The organism is Kribbella sp. NPDC104740 (genome assembly GCF_055583505.1).
Genome location: NZ_JBVJNV010000006.1, coordinates 298,198 through 317,531 on the forward strand (window position 1 = coordinate 298,198; position 19,334 = coordinate 317,531).

19 protein-coding genes are annotated in these 19,334 nt (G+C 70.5%); 9 read left to right on the forward strand and 10 right to left on the reverse strand.

The window, feature by feature from the left end; all coding sequences use genetic code 11:
* Positions 1-8 precede the first annotated feature (8 nt).
* Complete coding sequence (locus tag ACZ6Z4_RS29435) at positions 9-1,616, reverse strand: M4 family metallopeptidase (RefSeq protein WP_465571134.1); 1,608 nt, start codon at positions 1,614-1,616, stop codon at positions 9-11.
* Between the two features lie 162 nt (positions 1,617-1,778).
* On the opposite strand from ACZ6Z4_RS29435, the gene ligD reads away from it, so the two are divergent.
* Positions 1,779-2,837 (forward strand): non-homologous end-joining DNA ligase, encoded by a 1,059-nt coding sequence (gene ligD, locus ACZ6Z4_RS29440; RefSeq protein WP_465571137.1) that lies wholly within the window; start codon positions 1,779-1,781, stop codon positions 2,835-2,837.
* Here ligD and ACZ6Z4_RS29445 read toward each other — a convergent pair.
* Both ACZ6Z4_RS29445 and ACZ6Z4_RS29450 read right to left on the reverse strand, forming a co-directional pair.
* Positions 2,834-3,598, reverse strand: a complete 765-nt coding sequence (locus tag ACZ6Z4_RS29445; RefSeq protein WP_363675045.1) for an SDR family oxidoreductase — start codon at positions 3,596-3,598, stop codon at positions 2,834-2,836. The two genes, ligD and ACZ6Z4_RS29445, sit on opposite strands and share 4 nt — an antisense overlap.
* Positions 3,599-3,701: 103 nt before the next feature.
* Complete coding sequence (locus ACZ6Z4_RS29450) at positions 3,702-4,523, reverse strand: SURF1 family cytochrome oxidase biogenesis protein (RefSeq protein WP_465571140.1); 822 nt, start codon at positions 4,521-4,523, stop codon at positions 3,702-3,704.
* Positions 4,524-4,603: 80 nt separating this feature from the next.
* Between ACZ6Z4_RS29450 and moaA the strand changes: the two genes are divergently transcribed.
* Positions 4,604-5,614, forward strand: a complete 1,011-nt coding sequence (gene moaA / locus ACZ6Z4_RS29455; RefSeq protein WP_465571143.1) for a GTP 3',8-cyclase MoaA — start codon at positions 4,604-4,606, stop codon at positions 5,612-5,614.
* Between the two features lie 65 nt (positions 5,615-5,679).
* Here the strand turns inward: moaA and ACZ6Z4_RS29460 are convergent, their stop codons facing one another.
* On the reverse strand, positions 5,680-5,883 hold the full coding sequence (locus ACZ6Z4_RS29460) for a hypothetical protein (RefSeq protein WP_363675039.1): 204 nt from the start codon (positions 5,881-5,883) through the stop codon (positions 5,680-5,682).
* A 177-nt stretch (positions 5,884-6,060) separates the two neighbouring features.
* Positions 6,061-6,420 carry a DUF3099 domain-containing protein gene (locus ACZ6Z4_RS29465; protein WP_465571146.1) on the reverse strand — a complete coding sequence of 120 codons (360 nt, stop codon included), beginning with the start codon at positions 6,418-6,420 and terminating at the stop codon, positions 6,061-6,063.
* 75 nt (positions 6,421-6,495) lie between these two features.
* Between ACZ6Z4_RS29465 and ACZ6Z4_RS29470 the strand changes: the two genes are divergently transcribed.
* The 6 genes from ACZ6Z4_RS29470 (at position 6,496) to ACZ6Z4_RS29495 (ending at position 11,338) form a co-directional block, all read left to right on the forward strand.
* Positions 6,496-6,708 (forward strand): dodecin, encoded by a 213-nt coding sequence (locus ACZ6Z4_RS29470; protein WP_344170733.1) that lies wholly within the window; start codon positions 6,496-6,498, stop codon positions 6,706-6,708.
* A gap of 106 nt (positions 6,709-6,814) precedes the next feature.
* Positions 6,815-7,519 (forward strand): 3-oxoacyl-[acyl-carrier-protein] reductase, encoded by a 705-nt coding sequence (gene fabG, locus ACZ6Z4_RS29475; RefSeq protein ID WP_465571153.1) that lies wholly within the window; start codon positions 6,815-6,817, stop codon positions 7,517-7,519.
* A gap of 39 nt (positions 7,520-7,558) precedes the next feature.
* Positions 7,559-8,329 (forward strand): enoyl-ACP reductase FabI, encoded by a 771-nt coding sequence (gene fabI, locus ACZ6Z4_RS29480; protein ID WP_465571156.1) that lies wholly within the window; start codon positions 7,559-7,561, stop codon positions 8,327-8,329.
* 1 nt (position 8,330) lies between these two features.
* Positions 8,331-10,019, forward strand: a complete 1,689-nt coding sequence (locus tag ACZ6Z4_RS29485) for a Mur ligase family protein (RefSeq protein ID WP_465571159.1) — start codon at positions 8,331-8,333, stop codon at positions 10,017-10,019.
* Between the two features lie 82 nt (positions 10,020-10,101).
* Positions 10,102-10,965, forward strand: a complete 864-nt coding sequence (locus ACZ6Z4_RS29490; protein WP_465571162.1) for a hypothetical protein — start codon at positions 10,102-10,104, stop codon at positions 10,963-10,965.
* 34 nt (positions 10,966-10,999) lie between these two features.
* Complete coding sequence (locus tag ACZ6Z4_RS29495) at positions 11,000-11,338, forward strand: hypothetical protein (protein WP_363675027.1); 339 nt, start codon at positions 11,000-11,002, stop codon at positions 11,336-11,338.
* 34 nt (positions 11,339-11,372) lie between these two features.
* Here the strand turns inward: ACZ6Z4_RS29495 and ACZ6Z4_RS29500 are convergent, their stop codons facing one another.
* The 4 genes from ACZ6Z4_RS29500 to ACZ6Z4_RS29515 are packed head-to-tail and all read right to left on the reverse strand — an operon-like array spanning position 11,373 to position 17,023.
* Positions 11,373-12,569, reverse strand: a complete 1,197-nt coding sequence (locus ACZ6Z4_RS29500; RefSeq protein WP_465571166.1) for a Dyp-type peroxidase — start codon at positions 12,567-12,569, stop codon at positions 11,373-11,375.
* The gene (locus ACZ6Z4_RS29505) at positions 12,566-13,093 is read right to left on the reverse strand and encodes a copper chaperone PCu(A)C (RefSeq protein ID WP_465571168.1); all 528 of its coding nucleotides are present in this window, start codon (positions 13,091-13,093) and stop codon (positions 12,566-12,568) included. The genes ACZ6Z4_RS29500 and ACZ6Z4_RS29505 overlap by 4 nt, the downstream gene beginning before the upstream one ends.
* 37 nt (positions 13,094-13,130) lie before the next feature.
* Positions 13,131-15,959: a cyanophycin synthetase gene (gene cphA, locus ACZ6Z4_RS29510; RefSeq protein WP_465571171.1), complete on the reverse strand. Its 2,829-nt coding sequence runs from the start codon at positions 15,957-15,959 to the stop codon at positions 13,131-13,133.
* Positions 15,956-17,023, reverse strand: a complete 1,068-nt coding sequence (locus ACZ6Z4_RS29515; RefSeq protein ID WP_465571174.1) for a cyanophycinase — start codon at positions 17,021-17,023, stop codon at positions 15,956-15,958. Before ACZ6Z4_RS29515 ends, cphA begins: the two co-directional genes overlap by 4 nt.
* Positions 17,024-17,088: 65 nt before the next feature.
* Between ACZ6Z4_RS29515 and ACZ6Z4_RS29520 the strand changes: the two genes are divergently transcribed.
* Positions 17,089-17,844 carry a hypothetical protein gene (locus ACZ6Z4_RS29520; protein ID WP_465571176.1) on the forward strand — a complete coding sequence of 252 codons (756 nt, stop codon included), beginning with the start codon at positions 17,089-17,091 and terminating at the stop codon, positions 17,842-17,844.
* 80 nt (positions 17,845-17,924) lie between these two features.
* Here the strand turns inward: ACZ6Z4_RS29520 and ACZ6Z4_RS29525 are convergent, their stop codons facing one another.
* Positions 17,925-19,319, reverse strand: coding sequence for a glycoside hydrolase family 16 protein (locus ACZ6Z4_RS29525; protein ID WP_465571179.1), 1,395 nt, complete (start codon positions 19,317-19,319; stop codon positions 17,925-17,927).
* Between the last annotated feature and the right edge of the window lie 15 nt (positions 19,320-19,334).

The window sequence follows — 19,334 nt, forward strand, 5'->3', positions numbered from 1 at the left end:
GTCGGCGATCAGTTGACGCTCACCGCGGACCAGGCCGCCGCGACGGCGGTGCGCTCGGCGCTCGCCGCGCCGTACAGGTCGGTGGCCGCGTTCAGCGTCGCGGTCCGGGCCTGCGCGTACGTCGTCCCGGTGGTCATGTACGTCGTCAGCGCCCGGTACCAGATCTTGCCGAGCTTGTCCTTGCCGATGCCCTGCAGCGTGGTGCCGTTGCAGGTGGTGGAGTCGTGCGGCAGGCCGCCGAACGTCTTCGGGCCGGTGCCCTCGGCGAGCAGGTACGCGAAGTGGTTGGCGACGCCGGAGGAGTAGTGCACGTCGATGTTGCCGATGCCGGAGTACCAGCAGTCCTTGGACTGGCCGTCCTTGCTCGGCTTGTCCATGTACCGCAGCGCCGGGCGGTCCTTCATGATCTCCTCGCCGATGTAGTAGTCGCCCGGGTCGTTGGTGTTGTTGGCGTAGAACTCGACGAGCGTGCCGAAGATGTCGCTGGTGGCCTCGTTCAGGCCGCCGGACTCACCGGAGTAGGTCAGGTTCGCGGTCGCGGTGGTGACGCCGTGGGACATCTCGTGCCCGGCCACATCGAGCGAGACCAGCGGGCCGGCCGCGACACCGTCGCCGTCGCCGTACGTCATCTTCTTGCCGTCCCAGAACGCGTTCACGTAGTTGGTGCCGTAGTGGACCCGGCTCGGGACGCCCTTGCCGTCGTTGAAGATGCCGTTGCGGCCGTGGATCAGCTTGTAGTAGTCGAACGTCTTCGCAGCGCCGTAGTGCGCGTCGACGGCGGCCGAGGCGCGGTCGGTGTTCAGGCCGTTGCCCCAGTGGTTGTCGGCGTCGTTCAGCCGGGTCGGGGTCGGGCAGCCCAGACCGAACAGCTGGCACAGGATCGAGTCGGTCTTGTTGTTCGCGTCGGCGGTGTAGCCGTTGCCGCGGGCCGGGTCGGTCAGCGTGAAGCCGCCGGTGGCCGGGGTGGTGTCGATCGTGACCGTGCCGGAGTACAGGCTCTTGCCGTCGCCGCTCGCGGTGTGGATGTGCTGCTCGCTGACCAGCTTGGCGCCGGTGAGCGCGTCCACGGTGGTGGTGACGTGGCTCGGTGTGCCGTCGGCCTGGGTGCCGCCGGTGGTGACCAGGTACGCCAGGCGGGGCGCGCCCTTGCGGGCCTCGATCACCAGGGACGGCTTGCCTTCGGCCTTCATTCCATTGGACAGCATGCCGCCGGTCAGCGCCTTGGCGGTGGCGCCGGCGACCGAGATCTTCGGCGTACGGTCGACGTCGGCCGGCTTGGTCAGGGTCAGGCTGGCGTCCTTCCAGGCGCCGTCCTTGGCCTGGTGCACGACGACGTCGCCGCCGAGGACCTTCAGGCCGCCGATGCTGCGGTCCATCCGGACGTGGCTGGTGCCGTCGGCGTCGACGATCACGTCCCGGACGGTGAAGGCGTCGGCGCCGGTCGCCTTCAGGGTGCCGAGGTTCTGGCCGATCGCGGCCTTGACCCGGGCGGCCGCGGTGGCGGGGGACGGGCCCGGTTCGGCCTGCGGGGCGCCGGTGGCGGTGCCGGTCCCGAGGCCCAGGGCGGTGGCGGTCGCGACTGCGGTGGCAGCGGCGAGCAGGGCGGATCTGTTCATCCTCGTGCTCCTTCAAGAGTGTCCCGGGGGCCTCACGCCCCAGGAACGAGGTGCAGGAACGTTACCGCTCGGTCACCTAGGGTGGCCAGAGGTTGGGAAAAGATCGCTTTTCCTGGGAGTGACGACCGGTTTTGGTCGGTCCCGGGCGGTAGCGTCACGGCCATGGCGGCGACCAAGGCAATCGAGCTCGAGGTGGCGGGGCGCACGGTCCGGGTCAGCAACCCGGACAAGCCGTACTTCGCGGACCGCGGGCTGACCAAGCTCGACATCGTGAACTACTTCGTCGCGGTCGGCGACGGCATCCTCGGCGCGCTCCGGGACCGCCCGACCACGCTGGAGCGCTGGCCCGGCGGCTGGTTCGAGGGCGCGAAGCTGTCCACCCGGATGGACAACAAGGGCGACGCGTTCTACCAGAAGCGGGTCGCGAAGGGCGCGCCGGAGTGGGTGGAGACCGCGACGATCAAGTTCCCCAGTGGGCGGCCGGCCGACGAGGTCTGCCCGACCGAGCTCGCGGTGGTCGCCTGGGCGGCGAACCTCGGCACGCTGACGTTCCACCCCTGGCCGGTACGGCGCCCTGAGCTGGACTCGCCGGACCAGCTGCGGATCGACCTCGACCCGCAGCCCGGGACGGACTTCAAGAGCGCGGTCGCCGTCGCGCCGGCGCTGCGCGAGCTGCTCGCCGAGCACGGGCTGGAGGGCTTCCCGAAGACCTCCGGCGGGCGGGGCCTGCATGTGTACGTGCCGATCGAGCCGCGCTGGGACTTCATCCAGGCGCGGCGCGCGGTGATCGCGCTCGGCCGCGAGCTGGCGCGTCGCCTGCCCGACCAGGTCACGGTGAACTGGTGGAAGGAGGAGCGCGGCGAGCGGATCTTCATCGACTACAACCAGATGGCCCGCGACCGGACGATCGCGTCGGCGTATTCGGTGCGTCCGAACGCGCGCGCCCGGGTGTCGGCGCCGCTGCGCTGGGAGGAGCTGGAGGACGTCGTACCGGACGACTTCGACGTGCTCACGATGCCGGCCCGCTTCGCCGAGGTCGGCGACCTGCACGCGGCGGTCGGCGAGCAGGCGTTCTCGCTCGACTCACTGCTCGAGCTCTCCGCCAAGCACGAGAAGGACCACGGCGAAGGCGACTTGCCGTACCCGCCGGAGTACCCGAAGATGCCCGGCGAGCCGAAGCGCGTCCAGCCCTCGAAGGACAAGGACCGGCCGAAGGACTAGATGGTTCGGAGTGCTCCGCCGTCGACCGGGATCATCACACCGGTCAGGTACGACGCGGCGGGGGACAGGACGAAGGCTGCGACCCGGCCGAACTCCTCCGGGAGGCCGTAGCGGCGCAGCGGGATGGTCTTCTCGGCCGAGCGGCGGGTGGCTTCGGGGTCACCCCCCTTGGAGTCGAGCTCGCGGACCCGGTCGGTGGCGATCTTGCCCGGCAGCAGGCCGTTGACCCGGACGCCGTTCGGGCCGAGCTCGTCGGCCAGCGTCTTGGCGACCATCGCGAGCCCCGGGCGCAGCCCGTTGGAGATCGCCAGGCCGGGGATCGGCGACTTCACCGAGGACGACAGGACGAACGCCAGCGACGTCCCCTCCGCGCCGGCCCGTGCCACCGAGCGGGCGATCCGCAGCCCGCCGAGGAACACGCTGTCGAAGGCCGAGCGCCAGTCGTCCTCGTCGGTGTCCAGCGCCGTACCGGCCCGCGGCCCGCCGACGCTGATCAGGGCGCCGTGCAGCGCGCCCCACTTGGCGATCGCCGTCGCGGCCAGCCTCTCGGCGCTCTCCGGGTCGGCGTTGTCGACCGGGATACCGACCACGTTCTCGCCGAGCTCGGCGGCGGCCCGCGCGATCGACTCCTCGTTGCGGCTGGAGATCACCAGGTTGGCGCCTTCGGCGGCCAGGGCCCGCGCGGTGGCGAAGCCGAGTCCACCGCTGGCGCCGGTGACGATGTACGTGCGATCGCGAAGTCCGAGGTCCACGCCCACCATCCTGCCGCAGAACGTCGTGAGCCGCTGAGGTGCGCGCCGCGCGCGGCCCGCATCGTCTCAGATGATGAAACGATGTCTCACCGACGGGCAGGCGGAGTACGCGCTATTCCTTCGGCGCCGGCCCGGAACTGTCCGACACGCCGACAACCGCTTCCGAACGGTTGCGATCGGCAACCTCGGTGGGCTCGCCCGGAGCAGCGCCCTCAGGTTCCTTGTCCTTCTCTAGGTCCTGCCGCGAGAAGTAGACCAGCCCACCGATCGCCATCAGCGCGAAGAAGAACCACTGCAGCGCGTAGAAGAAGTGCGGCCCGTCGTCGATCTCCGGCCCGGGGAACTTGCCGAACGCCGGATCGGCCGCGGGCTGCTGCTGATCGGTCGCCAGGTAGCCGTCGTACAGCTTCAACCCGAGCGTCGACGAGTAGTCCGGCCCGTTGATCAGCCGCGCGGTGCCGTCGACCGGCGTACCGCCGCTGGTGTGGCCGCCGTGCTCACTGCGCCGCAGCCGCCCAGTGACGGTCACCTCGCCGCTGGGCACCGGCGGGATCGTCGACGGCGCCAGCTCGGCGCCTTGGCGGGCGAGGAAGCCGCGGTCGACCAGCAGCGCCGTCCCGTCGGTGAGGATCAGCGGGGTGACGATCTCGAACCCGGGCCGGTCGTTCACGTTCCGGTAGCGGACGACGATCTGCTTGCTCGCGTCGTACCGGCCGGTGACGACCGCGGTCCGCCAGTCGTGCTGCGGCCCGACGACGTGGTCGGCACCGACGATCTCGCCGATCGGCGCCGGAGCGGCGGCCAGGTTGCTGGTGGTGACGTGGTTGCGTTCCTTGCGCTCGTCGAGCCGGTGCAGCTGCCAGCGGCCGAGCTGCACGCAGGCCCCGGCCAGGACCAGGATCACCAGCGCGGAGCCGATCCACCGCCTTGTCATCAAACGACGCACCCCACGAACTTAGGCCATGACCTGAAACACATCGCCGTCGCCCGCCCGGTGGCACGTACGCTGGGGGCGTGTATACCAAGACGCGGAACGGTCTGGCCGACAACTACGGCCGGGTCGCCACGGACCTCAGGGTCTCCCTGACCGACCGCTGCAACCTGCGCTGCACGTACTGCATGCCCGAGGAGGGCCTCGACTGGCTCGCCAAGCCGGAGCTGCTCACCGACGACGAGATCGTCCGGCTGGTCTCCATCGCGGTCACCCACCTCGGCGTCGACGAGATCCGCTTCACCGGCGGTGAGCCGCTGCTGCGCCGCGGCCTGGTCGGCATCGTCGACCGTACGACGAACCTCACGCCGCGCCCGCAGGTCTCGCTGACCACCAACGGCATCGGCCTGGCCCGCCAGGCCGACGCGCTGGCCGCGGCCGGCCTGGACCGGGTGAACGTGAGCCTCGACACGGTCCGCCGGGACACCTTCCAGCAGCTCACCCGCCGGGACCGGCTGAAGGACGTGCTGGCCGGCCTCGCGGCGGCGCACGCGGCCGGTCTGGCGCCGGTGAAGGTGAACGCGGTGCTGATGCGCGGCGTGAACGACGACCAGGCGCCGGAGCTGCTGCAGTTCTGCCTGGACCACGACTACGAGCTGCGGTTCATCGAGCAGATGCCGCTGGACGCGCAGCACGGCTGGGACCGGTCGACGATGATCACCGCCGACGAGATCCTCGAGAAGCTCGGCGAGCGGTTCGGTCTGGAGCCGACCGACGCGGCGACCCGGGGGAGTGCCCCGGCGGAGTCGTTCACCGTGCAGGGTGGCCCGCAGACGGTCGGGATCATCGCGAGCGTGACGCGCCCGTTCTGCGGCGACTGCGACCGGGTCCGGCTGACCGCCGACGGCCAGGTCCGCGACTGCCTGTTCGCGCGCACCGAGTCCGACCTGCGCACGGCGCTGCGGGCAGGCGCCTCCGACGAGGACCTCGCCGACCGCTGGCGCAAGGCCATGCGCGGCAAACTCCCCGGCCACGGGATCGCCGACCCGGCGTTCCTGCAGCCGGCCCGCCCGATGTCCGCGATCGGCGGCTAGTTACCACTCAGCGGCAATCTGAACCGGAAATTTACTTTTTCACCCGTAACGCCGCCCGGAGTTGTTCAGCCGGTGAAAGGTTCGACCTCTCGCAGGAATGACCGGGCGCCGAGGAAGTCGCTCAAGGACTGCTTGTGGTCGTCGCAGGCCAGCCACGTCTTACGCCGGTCGGGGGTGTGGATCTTGGGGTTGTTCCACTGCAGCGCCCAGCGGGCGGGGGCGCCACATCCCTTTGCAGAGCAGACGGACGCCGGTGCTTGTTCACTCATGAGGAATTGTTCCTGATCACTCAATAATCAAAAGCCTGGGGAAAATGAAGCGACGTCGGACAGCCACGGGGGGAGCCGTCCGACGCCGCATCAAGTCCCTGAATTTCACTGGTGAACTTCAGAGCACGCGGGAGATTCTGACACGGATCCGGCCGCAGAATCCAGTCCCGGCCGAGATCACTTTTCGGTGTCGTCAACGGACTGCTGATCGGACACGTATTCTCCCTGGATCACCGGCCCCGGCTGCCGCTCCAGCTGCACCCGCGGCGGGGCCTCGTAGCTGTCGGCGCCGGCCAGTTTGCGGTTCTGGTGCGCGTTGGCGAAGACCACCGCGACCGAGGGCAGGAAGACCGCCCCGACCAGCAGGATCCAGCGCCACGGCGACGGCGTCAGCACCGCCGCCACGAAGCACACCACCCGCAGCGACATCATCCACGCGTACCGCGCGATCCGGCTCTCCAGGTCCTCGGAACGGCCGGGCTGCGCAGTGGTCACGGAGACGACCGGATGGCTGTCGGTCTCACGTCGTCGGGGCATCTATTCTCCTCACCTATGGACAACGGTACGCCGCTCGTTCAGGGCAGCCGCAGGCAGCTGGGAAGGGAGAGCACGATGACAGATCGCACCTACCGGGTGACCGAGCTCGTCGGCACGTCCAAGGACGGCGTCGACGCGGCGATCCAGAACGCGATCGGCCGGGCCGGGGAGACGCTGCGGCACCTGGACTGGTTCGAGGTGACCCAGATCCGCGGCCACATCGTCGACAACCAGATCGACCACTACCAGGTCGGGCTCAAGGTCGGTTTCCGCCTCGAGGACGCCTGACCGGTACGCCGTCCGCCGCCCCGGTGTCCGCCCGGTTCACGGCGGCACCGGGGCCGGGCGATAGCGTTCGTCCGGCAGCACGTCCATCGAGTGAGGAGAAGTGTTCGTGGCCAGATCGGTACTCGTCACCGGGGGCAACCGGGGCATCGGGCTCGCCATCGCGACGGCGTTCAGGGACGCCGGCGACAACGTGGCGATCACGTACAACAGCACCGAGCCGCCGGAGGGCTTCTTCGCGGTGAAGTGTGACGTCACCGACACCGAGCAGGTCGACGCCGCCTTCGAGGCGATCCAGGCCGAGCAGGGCCCGGTCGAGGTCCTGGTCGCGAACGCCGGCATCACCAAGGACACGCTGCTGCTGCGGATGTCCGACGACGACTGGGACGCGGTCATCCAGACCAACCTGACCGGGTCGTTCAAGGTCGCCAAGCGCGCCGCCAAGGGCATGCTGCGGCTGCGCAAGGGCCGGATCGTCTTCATCTCCTCGGTGGTCGGCCTGCTCGGCTCGCCCGGCCAGGTGAACTACGCGGCCAGCAAGTCCGGCATGGTCGGGATGGCCCGCTCGATGGCCCGTGAGCTGGGCAGCCGCGGGATCACCACGAACGTCGTCGCGCCGGGCTTCGTCGAGACCGACATGACCGCCGTCCTCCCGGAGGAGACCCAGAAGCAGTACCTGGGCCAGATCCCGCTCGGCCGGTTCGGCCTGACCACCGAGATCGCCAACGCCGTGCGCTGGATCGCGTCCGAGGAAGCCGGGTACATCACCGGCGCGGTGATCCCGGTCGACGGCGGCATCGGCATGGGCAACTAGTCACACTCACCTCTCAGTTCATCCAGGAAAGGGACGCCGGTGGGCATCCTCGACGGCAAGCGGATCCTGGTCGCCGGAGTCACCCTCGACTCCTCGATCGGTTTCGCCACGGCCAAGGTGGCGCAGGAACAAGGCGCCACCGTGCTGATCTCGAACTTCGGCCGCGCGCTGAGCATCACGAAACGGATCGCCAAACGGCTACCCGTCGAACCGCCGGTGCTCGAGCTGGACGTGACGGACGCCGAGCACCTGGCCGCGCTGCCGGACAAGGTCCGTGAGCACGTCGACGGCCTGGACGGCGTCGTGCACTCGATCGCCTACGGCAACCCGGAGACGATCCTCGGCGGCAAGTTCCTGGACGGCCCGTGGGACGACGTCTCGCGCGCCGTGCACGTGTCGGCGTACAGCCTGAAGGCACTGGCGGTGACCTGCGCGCCGCTGATGAGCCGCGGCGGCAGCGTCGTCGGGCTGACCTTCGACGCGACCGTCGCCTGGCCGGGCTACGACTGGATGGGGGTGGCCAAGGCCGCGCTGGAGTCCACCTCGCGCTACCTGGCCCGCGATCTCGGTGCCCAGGGCATCCGCTGCAACCTGGTCTCGGCCGGCCCGCTGAAGACGCTGGCCGCGAAGGCGATCCCGGGCTTCGAGAAGTTCGAGGAGCCCTGGCTGGACCGTGCCCCGCTCGGCTGGGACCCGTCCGACCTGGAGCCGACCGGTAAGACCATCGTCGGCCTGCTCAGCGACTTCTTCCCCTCCACCACCGGCGAGATCGTCCACGTCGACGGCGGCTACCACGCGATGGGTGCCTAGTGTGACTTCCAAGGTAGAGCTCCGCGTTCTCGACGGGGCGAACCTCTACTTCAGCCGCGCCGCGGTGAAGCTGACCCTCGACCTGTCCGCGCTGATCGACGCCCCGGCGCCGGCCGCGAAGGCCTACGCCTCCGCGCTCGGGCTGGGCGCGACCCGGCCGGGCCGGATCGGCTCGGGGTTCCGGCAGCGGTTCGCGATCCGCGTGGTCGGGCACATCGTCCGCCGGATCGCCCGCGAGGCCGGGATCGGGCGGATCGGCGTCCGGGTGCGTCCGGAGGCCGACGTACGGCGGCTGGTGGTGGCTTTCCCCTGGGCCCACGAGCAGCGCGCCCGGGCGCTCGGTGAGGCGATCGTCGAGGTCGTCGACGCGTTCGCCACCGAGGAGTCCGAGCTGGCCGCCCTCGTCACGGCGGTCGGTGACCGGGTCCGCAACGAACCGCCGGGCAACCCGCCGCCGACGCTGCGGCCGAAGGTGCCGGTCGTCGCGGTGACCGGGACGAACGGCAAGACCACCACCTCGCGGATGATCGCGCACATCGGCCGCGCGGCCGGGCTGCACGTCGGCTGGTCGAGCACCGACGGCGTGTACTTCGACGGCGAACTGGTCGAGTACGGCGACTTCTCCGGCCCGAGCGGTGCCGGCCGGGTGCTGTCCCAGCCCGGCATCCAGCTCGCGGTCACCGAGACCGCCCGCGGCGGTATCCTGCGCCGCGGGATCGGCGTGGCGTCCAACGACGTCTCGGTGGTCACCAACGTGACCGCGGACCACCTCGGGCTCGGTGGTATCGACACCGTCGACCAGCTCGCCGAGGTGAAGGCCGTGATCACCAAGATCACCCGCCCGCGCGGCTGGTGCGTGGTGAACGGCGACGACCCGCGCACGTTCGCGATGCGGCTGGACTCGCCGGCCAAGTGCTGGGTGTTCTCCCGCGATCCCGACTCGCCGTCGATCCGGACCGTGCTCGAGGAGGGCGGCCGGGCGACCACCGTCCTGGACGGGTTCGTCACCGTGCTGGACAACTCCAGCGACGCCGAGCCGCTGCTCAAGGTCACCGACATCCCGATGACGCTGTCCGGGCTGTCGCACTACAACGTCGAGAACGCGCTCGCCGCGACCTCGGCGGCGCTCGGGCTGAACCTGCCGAAGGCCGCGGTCGTCGAGGGGCTGTCCAGCTTCTCGCCGAACGAGAACAACCCGGGCCGGATGAACATGTACTCGGTCCGCGACTTCACCGTGGTGATCGACCTGGCCCACAACGAGGCCGGCCTCGAGGCGCTGCTGGAGATCATGAACGGCGTCCGCCCCGAGGGCGGCCGGCTGCTGCTCGCGCTCGGCTCCCCGGGCGACCGGGCCGACGAGATGGTCACGGCGATGGGCGCGATCGGTGCCCGCGGCGCCGACCGGGTCGTGATCGGGCACAAGGACACCTACCTGCGCGGCCGGCCGCCGGCCGAGCTGGACGAGGTGTTCCGGGAGGGCACCCGGTCGGTCGGCGTCGAGGACGTGCCGTCGTTCCCGACCGAGCTGGACGCGGCCAAGGCGCTGGTCGCCGAGGCCCGGGCCGGTGATGTGGTCGCGGTGATGTCTCTGCAGGATCGGGCGAGTCTTGACGCCTGGTTGCGGTCCGAGGGAGCTACCGTCGATACCCCGGAGATCTTGAAGAGCAAGGTCGAGCGAGCCCAGCACTGACCTGGCCCGGGACCACGGCCGGGTGCGCTGGGCTGCCGACACCGTCGGTTCCCCCGGCCCCCGGGGGTGGATCGAGGTCCAGATGCGCTACCTGTGGGCTGTCCCAGCGGCCGTGATCGGCTGGTTCGTGGCCGGGTTCGCCCCGACCTACCTGGCCGGTCTGCCCGATGCTTCGACGCAGTTCGTCCCGGCCGGCGGCGGCCGGGTCGACCTGCTCGTGCTCGGTGGGTTCGCCGGGGGAGTGGCGGCCGGGTTCCTGCTCGGCCGCGTCCGGTACGCCGTACCGCTGGTGCTCGTCGTTGCCGCAGGCACCTGGTGGCTCAGCGGACACGCGTTCTCGGCGCGCGACGTGCTGATCACGTTGCTCGCGGCAAGTGCCGTCGGCGCCTTCTTCGGTGCCTTGGGCACCCGGTCCTCGGTCGTGGCGGCGTTCGCGCTGGCGCTGCCCCTGGCCTGGTACGCCGCCCGCCCGGCCGCGCACGTCGACGGCGTGCACTGGCTCTGGCAGCTGAACGGGCTGCTGGTCGCGGTCGGGCTCGCGATCTTGCTGTACGTCTGCTGCTGGCGGCGCGGCTGGCGCTCGGCGTACTTCTGGCCGGTGCTGGCCGGCTGGTACCTGGTCTGCTTCGCGCTGGTCAACGCTGTGAAAGCCCCCGGAGCAGATGAGGCAACCAGGAGCTTCTTCGAGACTTTCGAGCCACTCCTGCGCGACTACTGGCCCTGGCTCGTCCTCGCGGTACTCCTGGCCATCCCGATGACAGCCCTCAAGCTCCGCGCGCTGCCCCCGCCCCCGCCGCCACTCGACCCGTACGCCGACCGCAGCAACGACGCGGTCCTGTCCGACGACCTGGACTGGATCGACCAGCGCGAGCCCCAGCGTCGCCTGCTGGCTCGTTATAACCGCGCCACGCCGGACGAAGCCACTTCAGTGAATGTTCAACCATAGGGTTGGGGCCATCACCCCGCCCTGTGGAGGAACTGTGAGAATTCGTCCCGCCCTGACCCTCACCGCGCTCGCCGTCGCCGCGACCGGTCTCACCGTCACACCGGCGTCCGCGGCGCAGACCGCCTTCGAGTGCACCGAAGGCCAGGCCTGCTTCTTCGAGACCACCAGCTTCACCGGCAAGGCCGTCGCTTACAACGACGTCCCCGGCGCCTGCACCGTGCTGCCGTTCGCCCCCGGCGCCCTGTTCAACTGGTCCACCGAGGACGTGCTGCTGTACCGCACGGCCGACTGCACCGGCCCGGCCAACCTCGAGCCGGCCAACAACTTCCACAGCTACCCGAGCAGCAAGTTCCTGAGCTTCCGGGCCGGCTGAGGATTCCTGGGCTGGGCCGGTTGTCCCGGCCGGCTCAGCTCAGCAGCTCGCGCGCCAGCCAGCCGTCCTCGTGCCATCCTGGTGGGATCGCGAAGACGGCTGAGCCGATTGTCGTCGTCCACTCGTTCAATGCGTCGGCAGCGTCGAGCCGCGCCAGCAGCGGCAGGAACTGCCCGGCCACGTCGGCCTGGTAGCTGAGGAACACCAGCCCGCTCTCCCTCGTCGCACCGGTGTCGTGCACGTAGTTGAGCCCCTTGCGGAAGATCCGCCGTCCGTCGTTCGTGCTGTGGTGCGACAACCGTGCGTGCGCGTTCTCCGCGATCACCAGCCGCCCGTCCGCGTCCCGCGCGAGCAGATCGAGTTCGTCGTGCTCGGCCGTCCCGGTCACCGGCGCCCCCGTCGACAGCTTCCGCCCGACCGCCCGCTCCTGCTCCGACCGGGTCAACTCGTCCCAGGTGTCCAGGTTCATCCGGATCCGCCGTACGACGAGCGTCGTGCCGCCGCGGAACCAGTCCGGCCCGTCGGCCCACACCGTCGCGTCGAACTCCGGCGTCCCGACCGTCGGGTTCCCGGTCCCGTCGACCTGACCGAACAGGTTCCGCCCGGTCACCGGCCGGCCGTCCGGCCCGGTCCCGTTCCAGAAGCCGCTCTGCCGCCACGCCGGCTTGGCGAACGGCGCCGCGTCCGCCACCAGCCGCCGTACGGCGTGCACGACGCTCACCGGGTCATCGGCACCGACCAGGATCAGCAGATCGCCGCCGGACCAGGCCGGGAGCAGCCGGTCGTGCCGCATCACCGGCAGGTCGTCGAGCCCGCGCGGCTTGGACGCCGTCAGCCCGGGCCGCGTGAACACCCGCGGCCCGAACCCGACCGTCACGGTCAGCGCGGCGTTCGGGACGGCCAGCTCGGGTGCCGTGTCGCCGGGCGTCGGCCGCCCGGCGGTGAGCGCGACGATGTCGGTGCTCCACAAGCGCATCAGGCGGCCGAGGGCGGCCTTGTCGGTGCCGCTGAGCAGGTTCAGCGCGACCAGCTCGGTGTGCTTCGGGGTGGGCGCCGCGATCGCGGGCTGGTGGTCGCCGTACGGGCTGAGGTCGCGCGACGCCGCGCCCGCGGCGGGCCCGGTGTCGTTGCTGAGGGCAACGGCGCCGCCGGTGACAGCGGCCCCCGCGGCGGCGGCTCCGGCGTACGAGAGGAGCTGCCGGCGCGAGGGCCTGGAGTTTGTCGATGTCAAGAGGCCGGTGTCGGGGTCTCGGAGGGGTGGTAGTGCTCCTCCTCCTCGGTGAAGTTCTTCACCGGGACGGTCAGGTCGTGCGTGCTGCCGTCGGAGAACTTCAGCGTCAGCGGCAGCTCGTCACCGGGCTTCAGCGGCTGCTTCAGGTCCATCAGCATCACGTGGTCACCGCTCGGCGCCAGGTGCGCGTGCGAGCCGGCCGGTACGGCGATCCCGCCGGCCTTCTCCTGCATCACCATCTTGCCGTCCTTCATCGTCATCTCGTGCAGCTGCACCACGCCGGCCACCGGAGAGGTTGCCGAGGTCAACTTGATCTCGGTGTCGCCCGGGTTGGTCAGCGACATGAACGCCGCCGTCATCGTGGTGTCCTTCGCCCCGGCGGTGGCCCGGACCCAGGCGTCCTCGACCAGCACGCCCGGCGTAGTGACCGATGGTTCGGGGTCAGCGGCGGCCGCGCCGGATCCACAGGACGCCAGGAGGGGGAGGGCAACGGCGATACATGCCAGCAGCAACTTCGTCTTCACGGACAGGCCAACGACGCTGCCCCCACCCGAGTTCCCCTCACTCGTCGTCGGCTTGCTCACTCTCCTCGTCCGGGCGGACGAAGTCGGGGTCGCCGCCCTCGTCACCGGAGCGCGCGCCGGCCTGCGCGAGGTGCGACACCGACTCCAGCTCGGCCAGGACCGACTGGTGCTGGTCGACGCACAGCACGACCAGGTCACCGGGGTTGGACCGGCCGAGCGCGTGCCGTACGGCGTCGAGCTCCTCCAGCACCAGGTCGACCGAGCGGCACCGGGCGCCGTCGGCCATCGCGGCCCGGACGCCCTCGATGATCAGCTCGGCCGACTCGCCGCGCTTGCGGCCACGCAGCCGGTTGTCCTCGCGGACCACCACGACGTCGAAGTGCTGCGCCGCGACCTCGCCGAGCTCGCGCATGTCGTCGTCCCGCCGGTCGCCCGCGGTCGCGATCACACCGATCCGCGACGGCCGCCCGAGCTCCGACGACGCGCCGAGGCTCTCGCCGATCCGGTCCACGAAGTCGCCGAGCATCCGCATCGCCGGCGCGTTGTGGCAGTAGTCGACGATCACGTGCCGGCCGTCCACCTCGATCTCGTTCAGCCGGCCCGGGGACAGGTAGTACGACGTACTGAACGTGCGCAGGCCCTGCCGGATGTCGTGCAACGGCGCCCCGGCCGCAAACGCGGCCGCCGCGGCGGCCATCACGTTCTGCACGTTCATCATCGCCCGGCCGCCGAACGTTGCCGGGAGCAAGTGCGTCCAGGCCAGCTGCATCGAGCGCCGGCCGTGCTTCATGATGATCATGTCGCCGAGCTCGGACCGCTCCAGCACCACCGCGCGGCCACCGCGGCGGCAGTGCCCCTCGATGTACTCGCGGACCTCGCTGCCGGCCTCGGCCATGCTGAACCAGACGACCTGGCCCGAACACTTGCGGCGCATCTTCCGCACCAGCGGGTCGTCGGCGTTCAGCACGGCGAACCCGGTCCGCGGCACCGCCTCGACCAGCACCGCCTTCACGTCGGCCAACTGCTCGAGCGTGTCGACGCCGCGCAGCCCGAGGTGATCGGGCTGGATGTTCAGCACGACGGCGACGTCGTTGCGCTCGTACCCCAGCCCCTCGCGCAGGATCCCGCCGCGGGCGACCTCGAAGACCGCGAAGTCGACGCGCGGGTTCTGCAGCACCATCCGGGCCGACTTCGGGCCGGAGGCGTCGGACCGGATCACCAGCCGCTCGTCGATCACGATGCCGTCGGTCGATGTCATCCCGACCTTGCGGCCCATGCCCTTGAAGACGTGGCTGATCATCCGGCTCGTGGTCGTCTTGCCGTTGGTGCCGGTGACCGCGACGATCGGGATCCGGCTGGTCGCTCCCGGCGGGAACAGCATGTCGACGACCGGTTTGGCGATGTACTGCGGCTCGCCGATCGTCGGGTTGGTGTGCATCCGGAAGCCCGGGGCCGCGTTCACCTCGCAGATCGCGCCGCCGGTCTCGCGGACCGGCTGGGTGATGTCGGGGCAGATGAAGTCGATCCCGGCGATGTCGAGCCCGATCATCCGGGCCGCCTCCTCGGCGATCTCGACGTTCTCCGGGTGCGCCTCGTAGGTGCGGTCGATCGAGATCCCACCGGTGGACATGTTGCCGGTCAGCGTCAGCTTCACGGTGACGTCCTCCGGCGGTACGTCGTCCAGCTCGAAGCCCTGGCTGCGGACCAGTTCCCGGGCGGCGGCGTTGACCGTGATCCGGGTCAGGATCTTCTCGTGCCCGACGCCGCGGCGCGGGTCGGCGTTGGTGATCTCGACCAGCTCGGCGACCGTGTGCACGCCGTCGCCGACCACGTGCGCGGGGACCCGCTCGGCGATCGCCTCCATCCGGCCGTTGATGATCAGGCAGCGGTAGTCGCGGCCGGTGACGAAGTTCTCCACGATCACCCAGCCGCGCCGGGACTGCTCGGCCGCGATCGGGAACGCCTCGCGGACCGCGTCCGCGTCGGCCAGGTTCAGGCAGACGCCGCGGCCGTGGTTGCCGTCGAGCGGCTTGCAGACGACCGGGTAGCCGATCTTGTTCGCGACGCTGACCGCGTCCTCGACCGTACGGACCGAGTCCGAGCGGGGGACCGGCAGGCCGGCCGAGGCCAGCAGCCGCGTGGTCAGGTCCTTGTCGCTGGCCACGTCGACCGCGATCGAACCGGTCTCCGACGTCATCGTGGCCCGGATCCGCTTCGCGTGCACGCCCTGGCCGAGCTGCACCAGGCTGGCCTTGTTCAGCCGGATCCACGGGATGTCGCGCGAGGTCGCCTCGTCCACGATCGCCTGCGTCGACGGGCCGAACGCGGTCCGCTCGGCCTGCTTGATGAACCGCTCGAGCTCGGTGGTGAACTCGAAGTCCGGGTCCGGCTGGACCAGGTGGTTGACGAAGCGCACCGCCAGCTCGCCGGCCGCCAGGCCGACGGCCTCGTCGGCGTACGCGTAGACGATGTTGTACCGGCCGGGGATGCCCTTGACCTGGCGGGTCTTGCCGCGCCGCATGTCGTGGCCGGCCTCCTGCTGCAGCTGCAGGGCGACGTGCTCGGCGATGTGCCCGAGCCAGGTGCCTTCCTGGAGGCGCTCGATGAAGCCGCCGCGGCGGCCGCGCGAGCAGTGGTGCTGGTCGAGGCGGGGGAGGTCGGCGAGCAGGCGCTCGGTGAACCCGTCGATGGTGTCCGACGGCCACTGCTCCAGCGACCCCAGGTCGACGACCAGGTGGATCGCCGGGTCGTAGCTCCAGACGTTCGGGCCGCGGTAGACCCGGGTCTCGATGATCTTCAGGTCCGGGCTCGGCGTGCCCTGCGGGTCGGCGGGCTTACGGCGCTGCTGGGGGGCGGTCTCGGTCATTGCGTCCCACTGTCTGGTTGCGGATCGGTGTCTGGTCGGCTGAGTTCGGCGCCCGCGCTCAGAGGCTCGGTCGCCTCCGGTCTGGACTCCGTCGCCGACGACACCCGCCGGGCGGTGCGCTTACCCGCGCGCCGCTTCTGCTCGGCGTAGTACCGCGGGGAGACGCCCTCGGCCGCGATGTCGCGCGCCAGCTTCCGCAGGTCCGCCTCGGCCTGCTCGATCTCGGCCAGCTCCTCGGCCGGCGGCTGCGGGCCGTACGAGAGCAACGCACGCGCCCGCAGGTCGAACGTCGAGGTCGCGGGCAGCACGTGCAGGACGACGCCGGAGGCGAGGATCGCCTCGGACCGCTTCGCGTAGTGCGCGTTGGAGGTGATCCGGCTCCCGTCGAAGATCGTCACCGCGCCGCGCCCGACAACCTCCAGATGTGACCCCCGTACGACGGCCGCCGTGTCCTCGTCCACGCCGATCCCGAGCAGCCCCGGCGACTGCGCGACCAGCGACAGCAGCCGGCCGTACCGGTTCCGCTGCGCGAAGTGCTGGTCGACGATCGCGCCCTGCACCAGCCCGAGCCCGCCGGCCAGCTGACTCATCCGCTGCCGTGGCGTCGCTCCCGACCGTCCGAACGCGATCATGTGCTCGGCCAAGATGCTGGCCCCAGCCGAGGTCCCACCCACAGCAGCCCCACGCCCGTGCGCAGCCGTGATCGCCCGCCCGAACGCCGTACCAGTCACCACACCACTGAGCTTCAGCTGGTTTCCACCGGTCATGAAGATCCCAGTAGCCTCGTTGAGGGGTTCGATAAACGCCGGGTCGTCCGCGTCCTCGCGATTCTCCGGCCGAACCCCCACCACACTCGCCGCCCCCAGCGCGGAGAACAACGCGGAGTACACGTCGGTCACGTCCGGCCCGAGCGCGGACGCCGTGGGCACCACCACGATCCGCGCCTTCGACCCACCGGCCGCCTCGACGAACTCCTGCAGCACCATCCGCTTCTTCAGCTTGTCCTCGGCCCCGCCGATCGCGAAGAGAGCACCCGGCCCGCTGCTCACCACCTGTTGAGACATAGCCGAAGAATAGGTCACGGCGTGCGACGGCCCGCGCCGCGACGGACCTGTGGCATCCTCCGCGGGTGAAGAAACTGATGGTTGGGTTCGTGCTGGTCGGGGTGCTGCTGGGGGCGGCCGGGTGTGGGGGCTCGGACGAGCCTGCCGCGTCGGCGGGGCCGGCGTTGTCGAAGGACGAGTTCTCGGGGAAGGTCCAGGCGGCGCTGCAGGGGAAGAAGACGTTCCACCTGGAGACGGTGACGACCGATTCCGACGGGCCGGGGACGTTCGTGACGGACGTGCGGCTGGATGGGAAGGGCGCCGACGTGAGTGGGTCGGCGATGGGGACTTCGGTGGTGCGGATCGGTGGGACGTTGTACGGCAAGGGGGCGCAGCTGAGCAACAACCCGGCCAAGCCGTGGGTCAAGCACGACCCGGCGGCGAAGGGTGCCGGCAAGGACACGTCGGCGTTGATGGCCGGCGCGATGTTGCAGCTGCTGTCGCCGCAGCTGGACCAGTACCTGGTGGTGGCCGGGGCGCCGTACGCGACCGAGTTCTCCAGTACGCCGGGGGACACGATCGACGGCGCCGCGACGACGAAGTACAAGATGACCGTGGACGTCGTGAAAGCGACCGGTGCGAAGGCTTTCGGGACCTACCTGACGCCGGAGACCGCCGGTCAGACGCAGCTGACGACGCTGCCGATCGAGATCTCCGTCGACGCGGACGCGCTGCCGCGCAGCTTCAGCTACGAGGCCGAGGGCGCGAAGATCGAAGGGAAGTTCAGCAAGTTCGGCGACCCGTTGACGATCTCCGCGCCCGCCGCCGACCAGATCGCCTGACCGTCGGGGCCTGGAACAAGAAGCCGGCGCCTGGGACAAGGTATTTCTTGTCCGAGGCGCCGGCGTGGTGTTCGACGGGCTCAGTGCCCGAACGTGAACCAGTTGACGTTCACGAAGTCCGCCGGCTGGCCGCTCGTGAAGGTCAGGTACACGTCGTGTACGCCGGTGACCGCCGCGATGTTGGCGGGTACGGTCCGCCAGCTCTGCCAGCCGCCGGTGTTGCCGACCGCGAAGCTGCCGATCGGCGCGTTCGACCGGCTGTCGAGCCGGACCTCGACCAGCCCGCTGACCCCGCCGCCGGCGCCTGACGCGACGCGGGCGACGAACTGCCTGGCCGGCGTACTGCCGAAGTCGATGGCGCTGTAGCGGGCCCAGTCGCCGTTGCCGAGCTGGCTGAGGTTCTGGCCGCCGCCGGTGTCACTGGTCGTCTCGGTGGCCACACCTCCTTGCTGGCCGAACGCCTCGGCCTGCAACGTTCCGTACGCGCCGCTACCACCAGGAGGCGGCGTCGTCGGGGGAGTGGTGCCGCCACCCTTGGTGGAGACCGCTACGTAGTCAACGACCATCGGGTGCCCCGGCACGGTCTCAGCGCGCGGCGTCGGCCCGTTCAACGCGTCGGGGAACGCCCCACCCATCGCTACGTTCAGCAGGATGAAGTAGCCCGCGTGCGACGTCATGCTGGCCCAGGTGTCGGCCGGGAGCTGCGCCTCGGTGACCGAGTGGAACTGCTGCCCGTCGACGTACCAGCGGAACGCGTTCGGCGTCGTACTGGTGTCCCACTCGAACCTGTACGTGTGGAACGCCGACTGGCAGCTCGACCCCGGGCAGGCGCGGCTGGCGCCGAGGCCGGTCGTCTCGTTGCACGGGCCGCCCGGGTTCACGCCGCAGTGCAGCACGGCCCAGACCGAGTTGATCCCGTTGACGTTCTCCATGATGTCGAACTCGCCGATGCCCGGCCAGTTCCAGTAGTTGCCCCGGTACGGCGAACCGAGCGCCCAGAAGGCGGGCCAGTAGCCGAGCGCCGCGTTGCCGGTGACGTTCGGCATCTGGATGCGCCCTTCGATCGCGAGGACGCCGCCCGCGGGCGGTTTGAAGTTCGCGCGCTGGGTCTCGATCCGGGCCGACGTCCAGTTGCCGGCACCGTCGCGGCGCGGGGTGATCCGCAGGTTGCCGGCGCCGTCGAGGGACAGGTTGTCGGGGGAGCTGGTGTAGTTCTGGATCTCGCCGGTGCCCCAGTTGCCGGGGCCGCCGGGGTAGCCGTGGCCGGTGTCGACGATCCAGTTCGTGCTCGACGGCAGGCTGCCGCTCGGGCCGTCGAAGTCGTCGGACCAGACCGTGGTCCAGCCGTTCGCGGGCGGCGGGACGCTGGCCTGCGCGGCGATCGTCAGCGGTACGGCGACCAGCACCGGGACGACGAGTGCACTGAGCAGGGTCCGGAGGCGAGGGCGGCACGGGACGTTCGGGCGGGAACGCATGGTGACCTCCCTGGG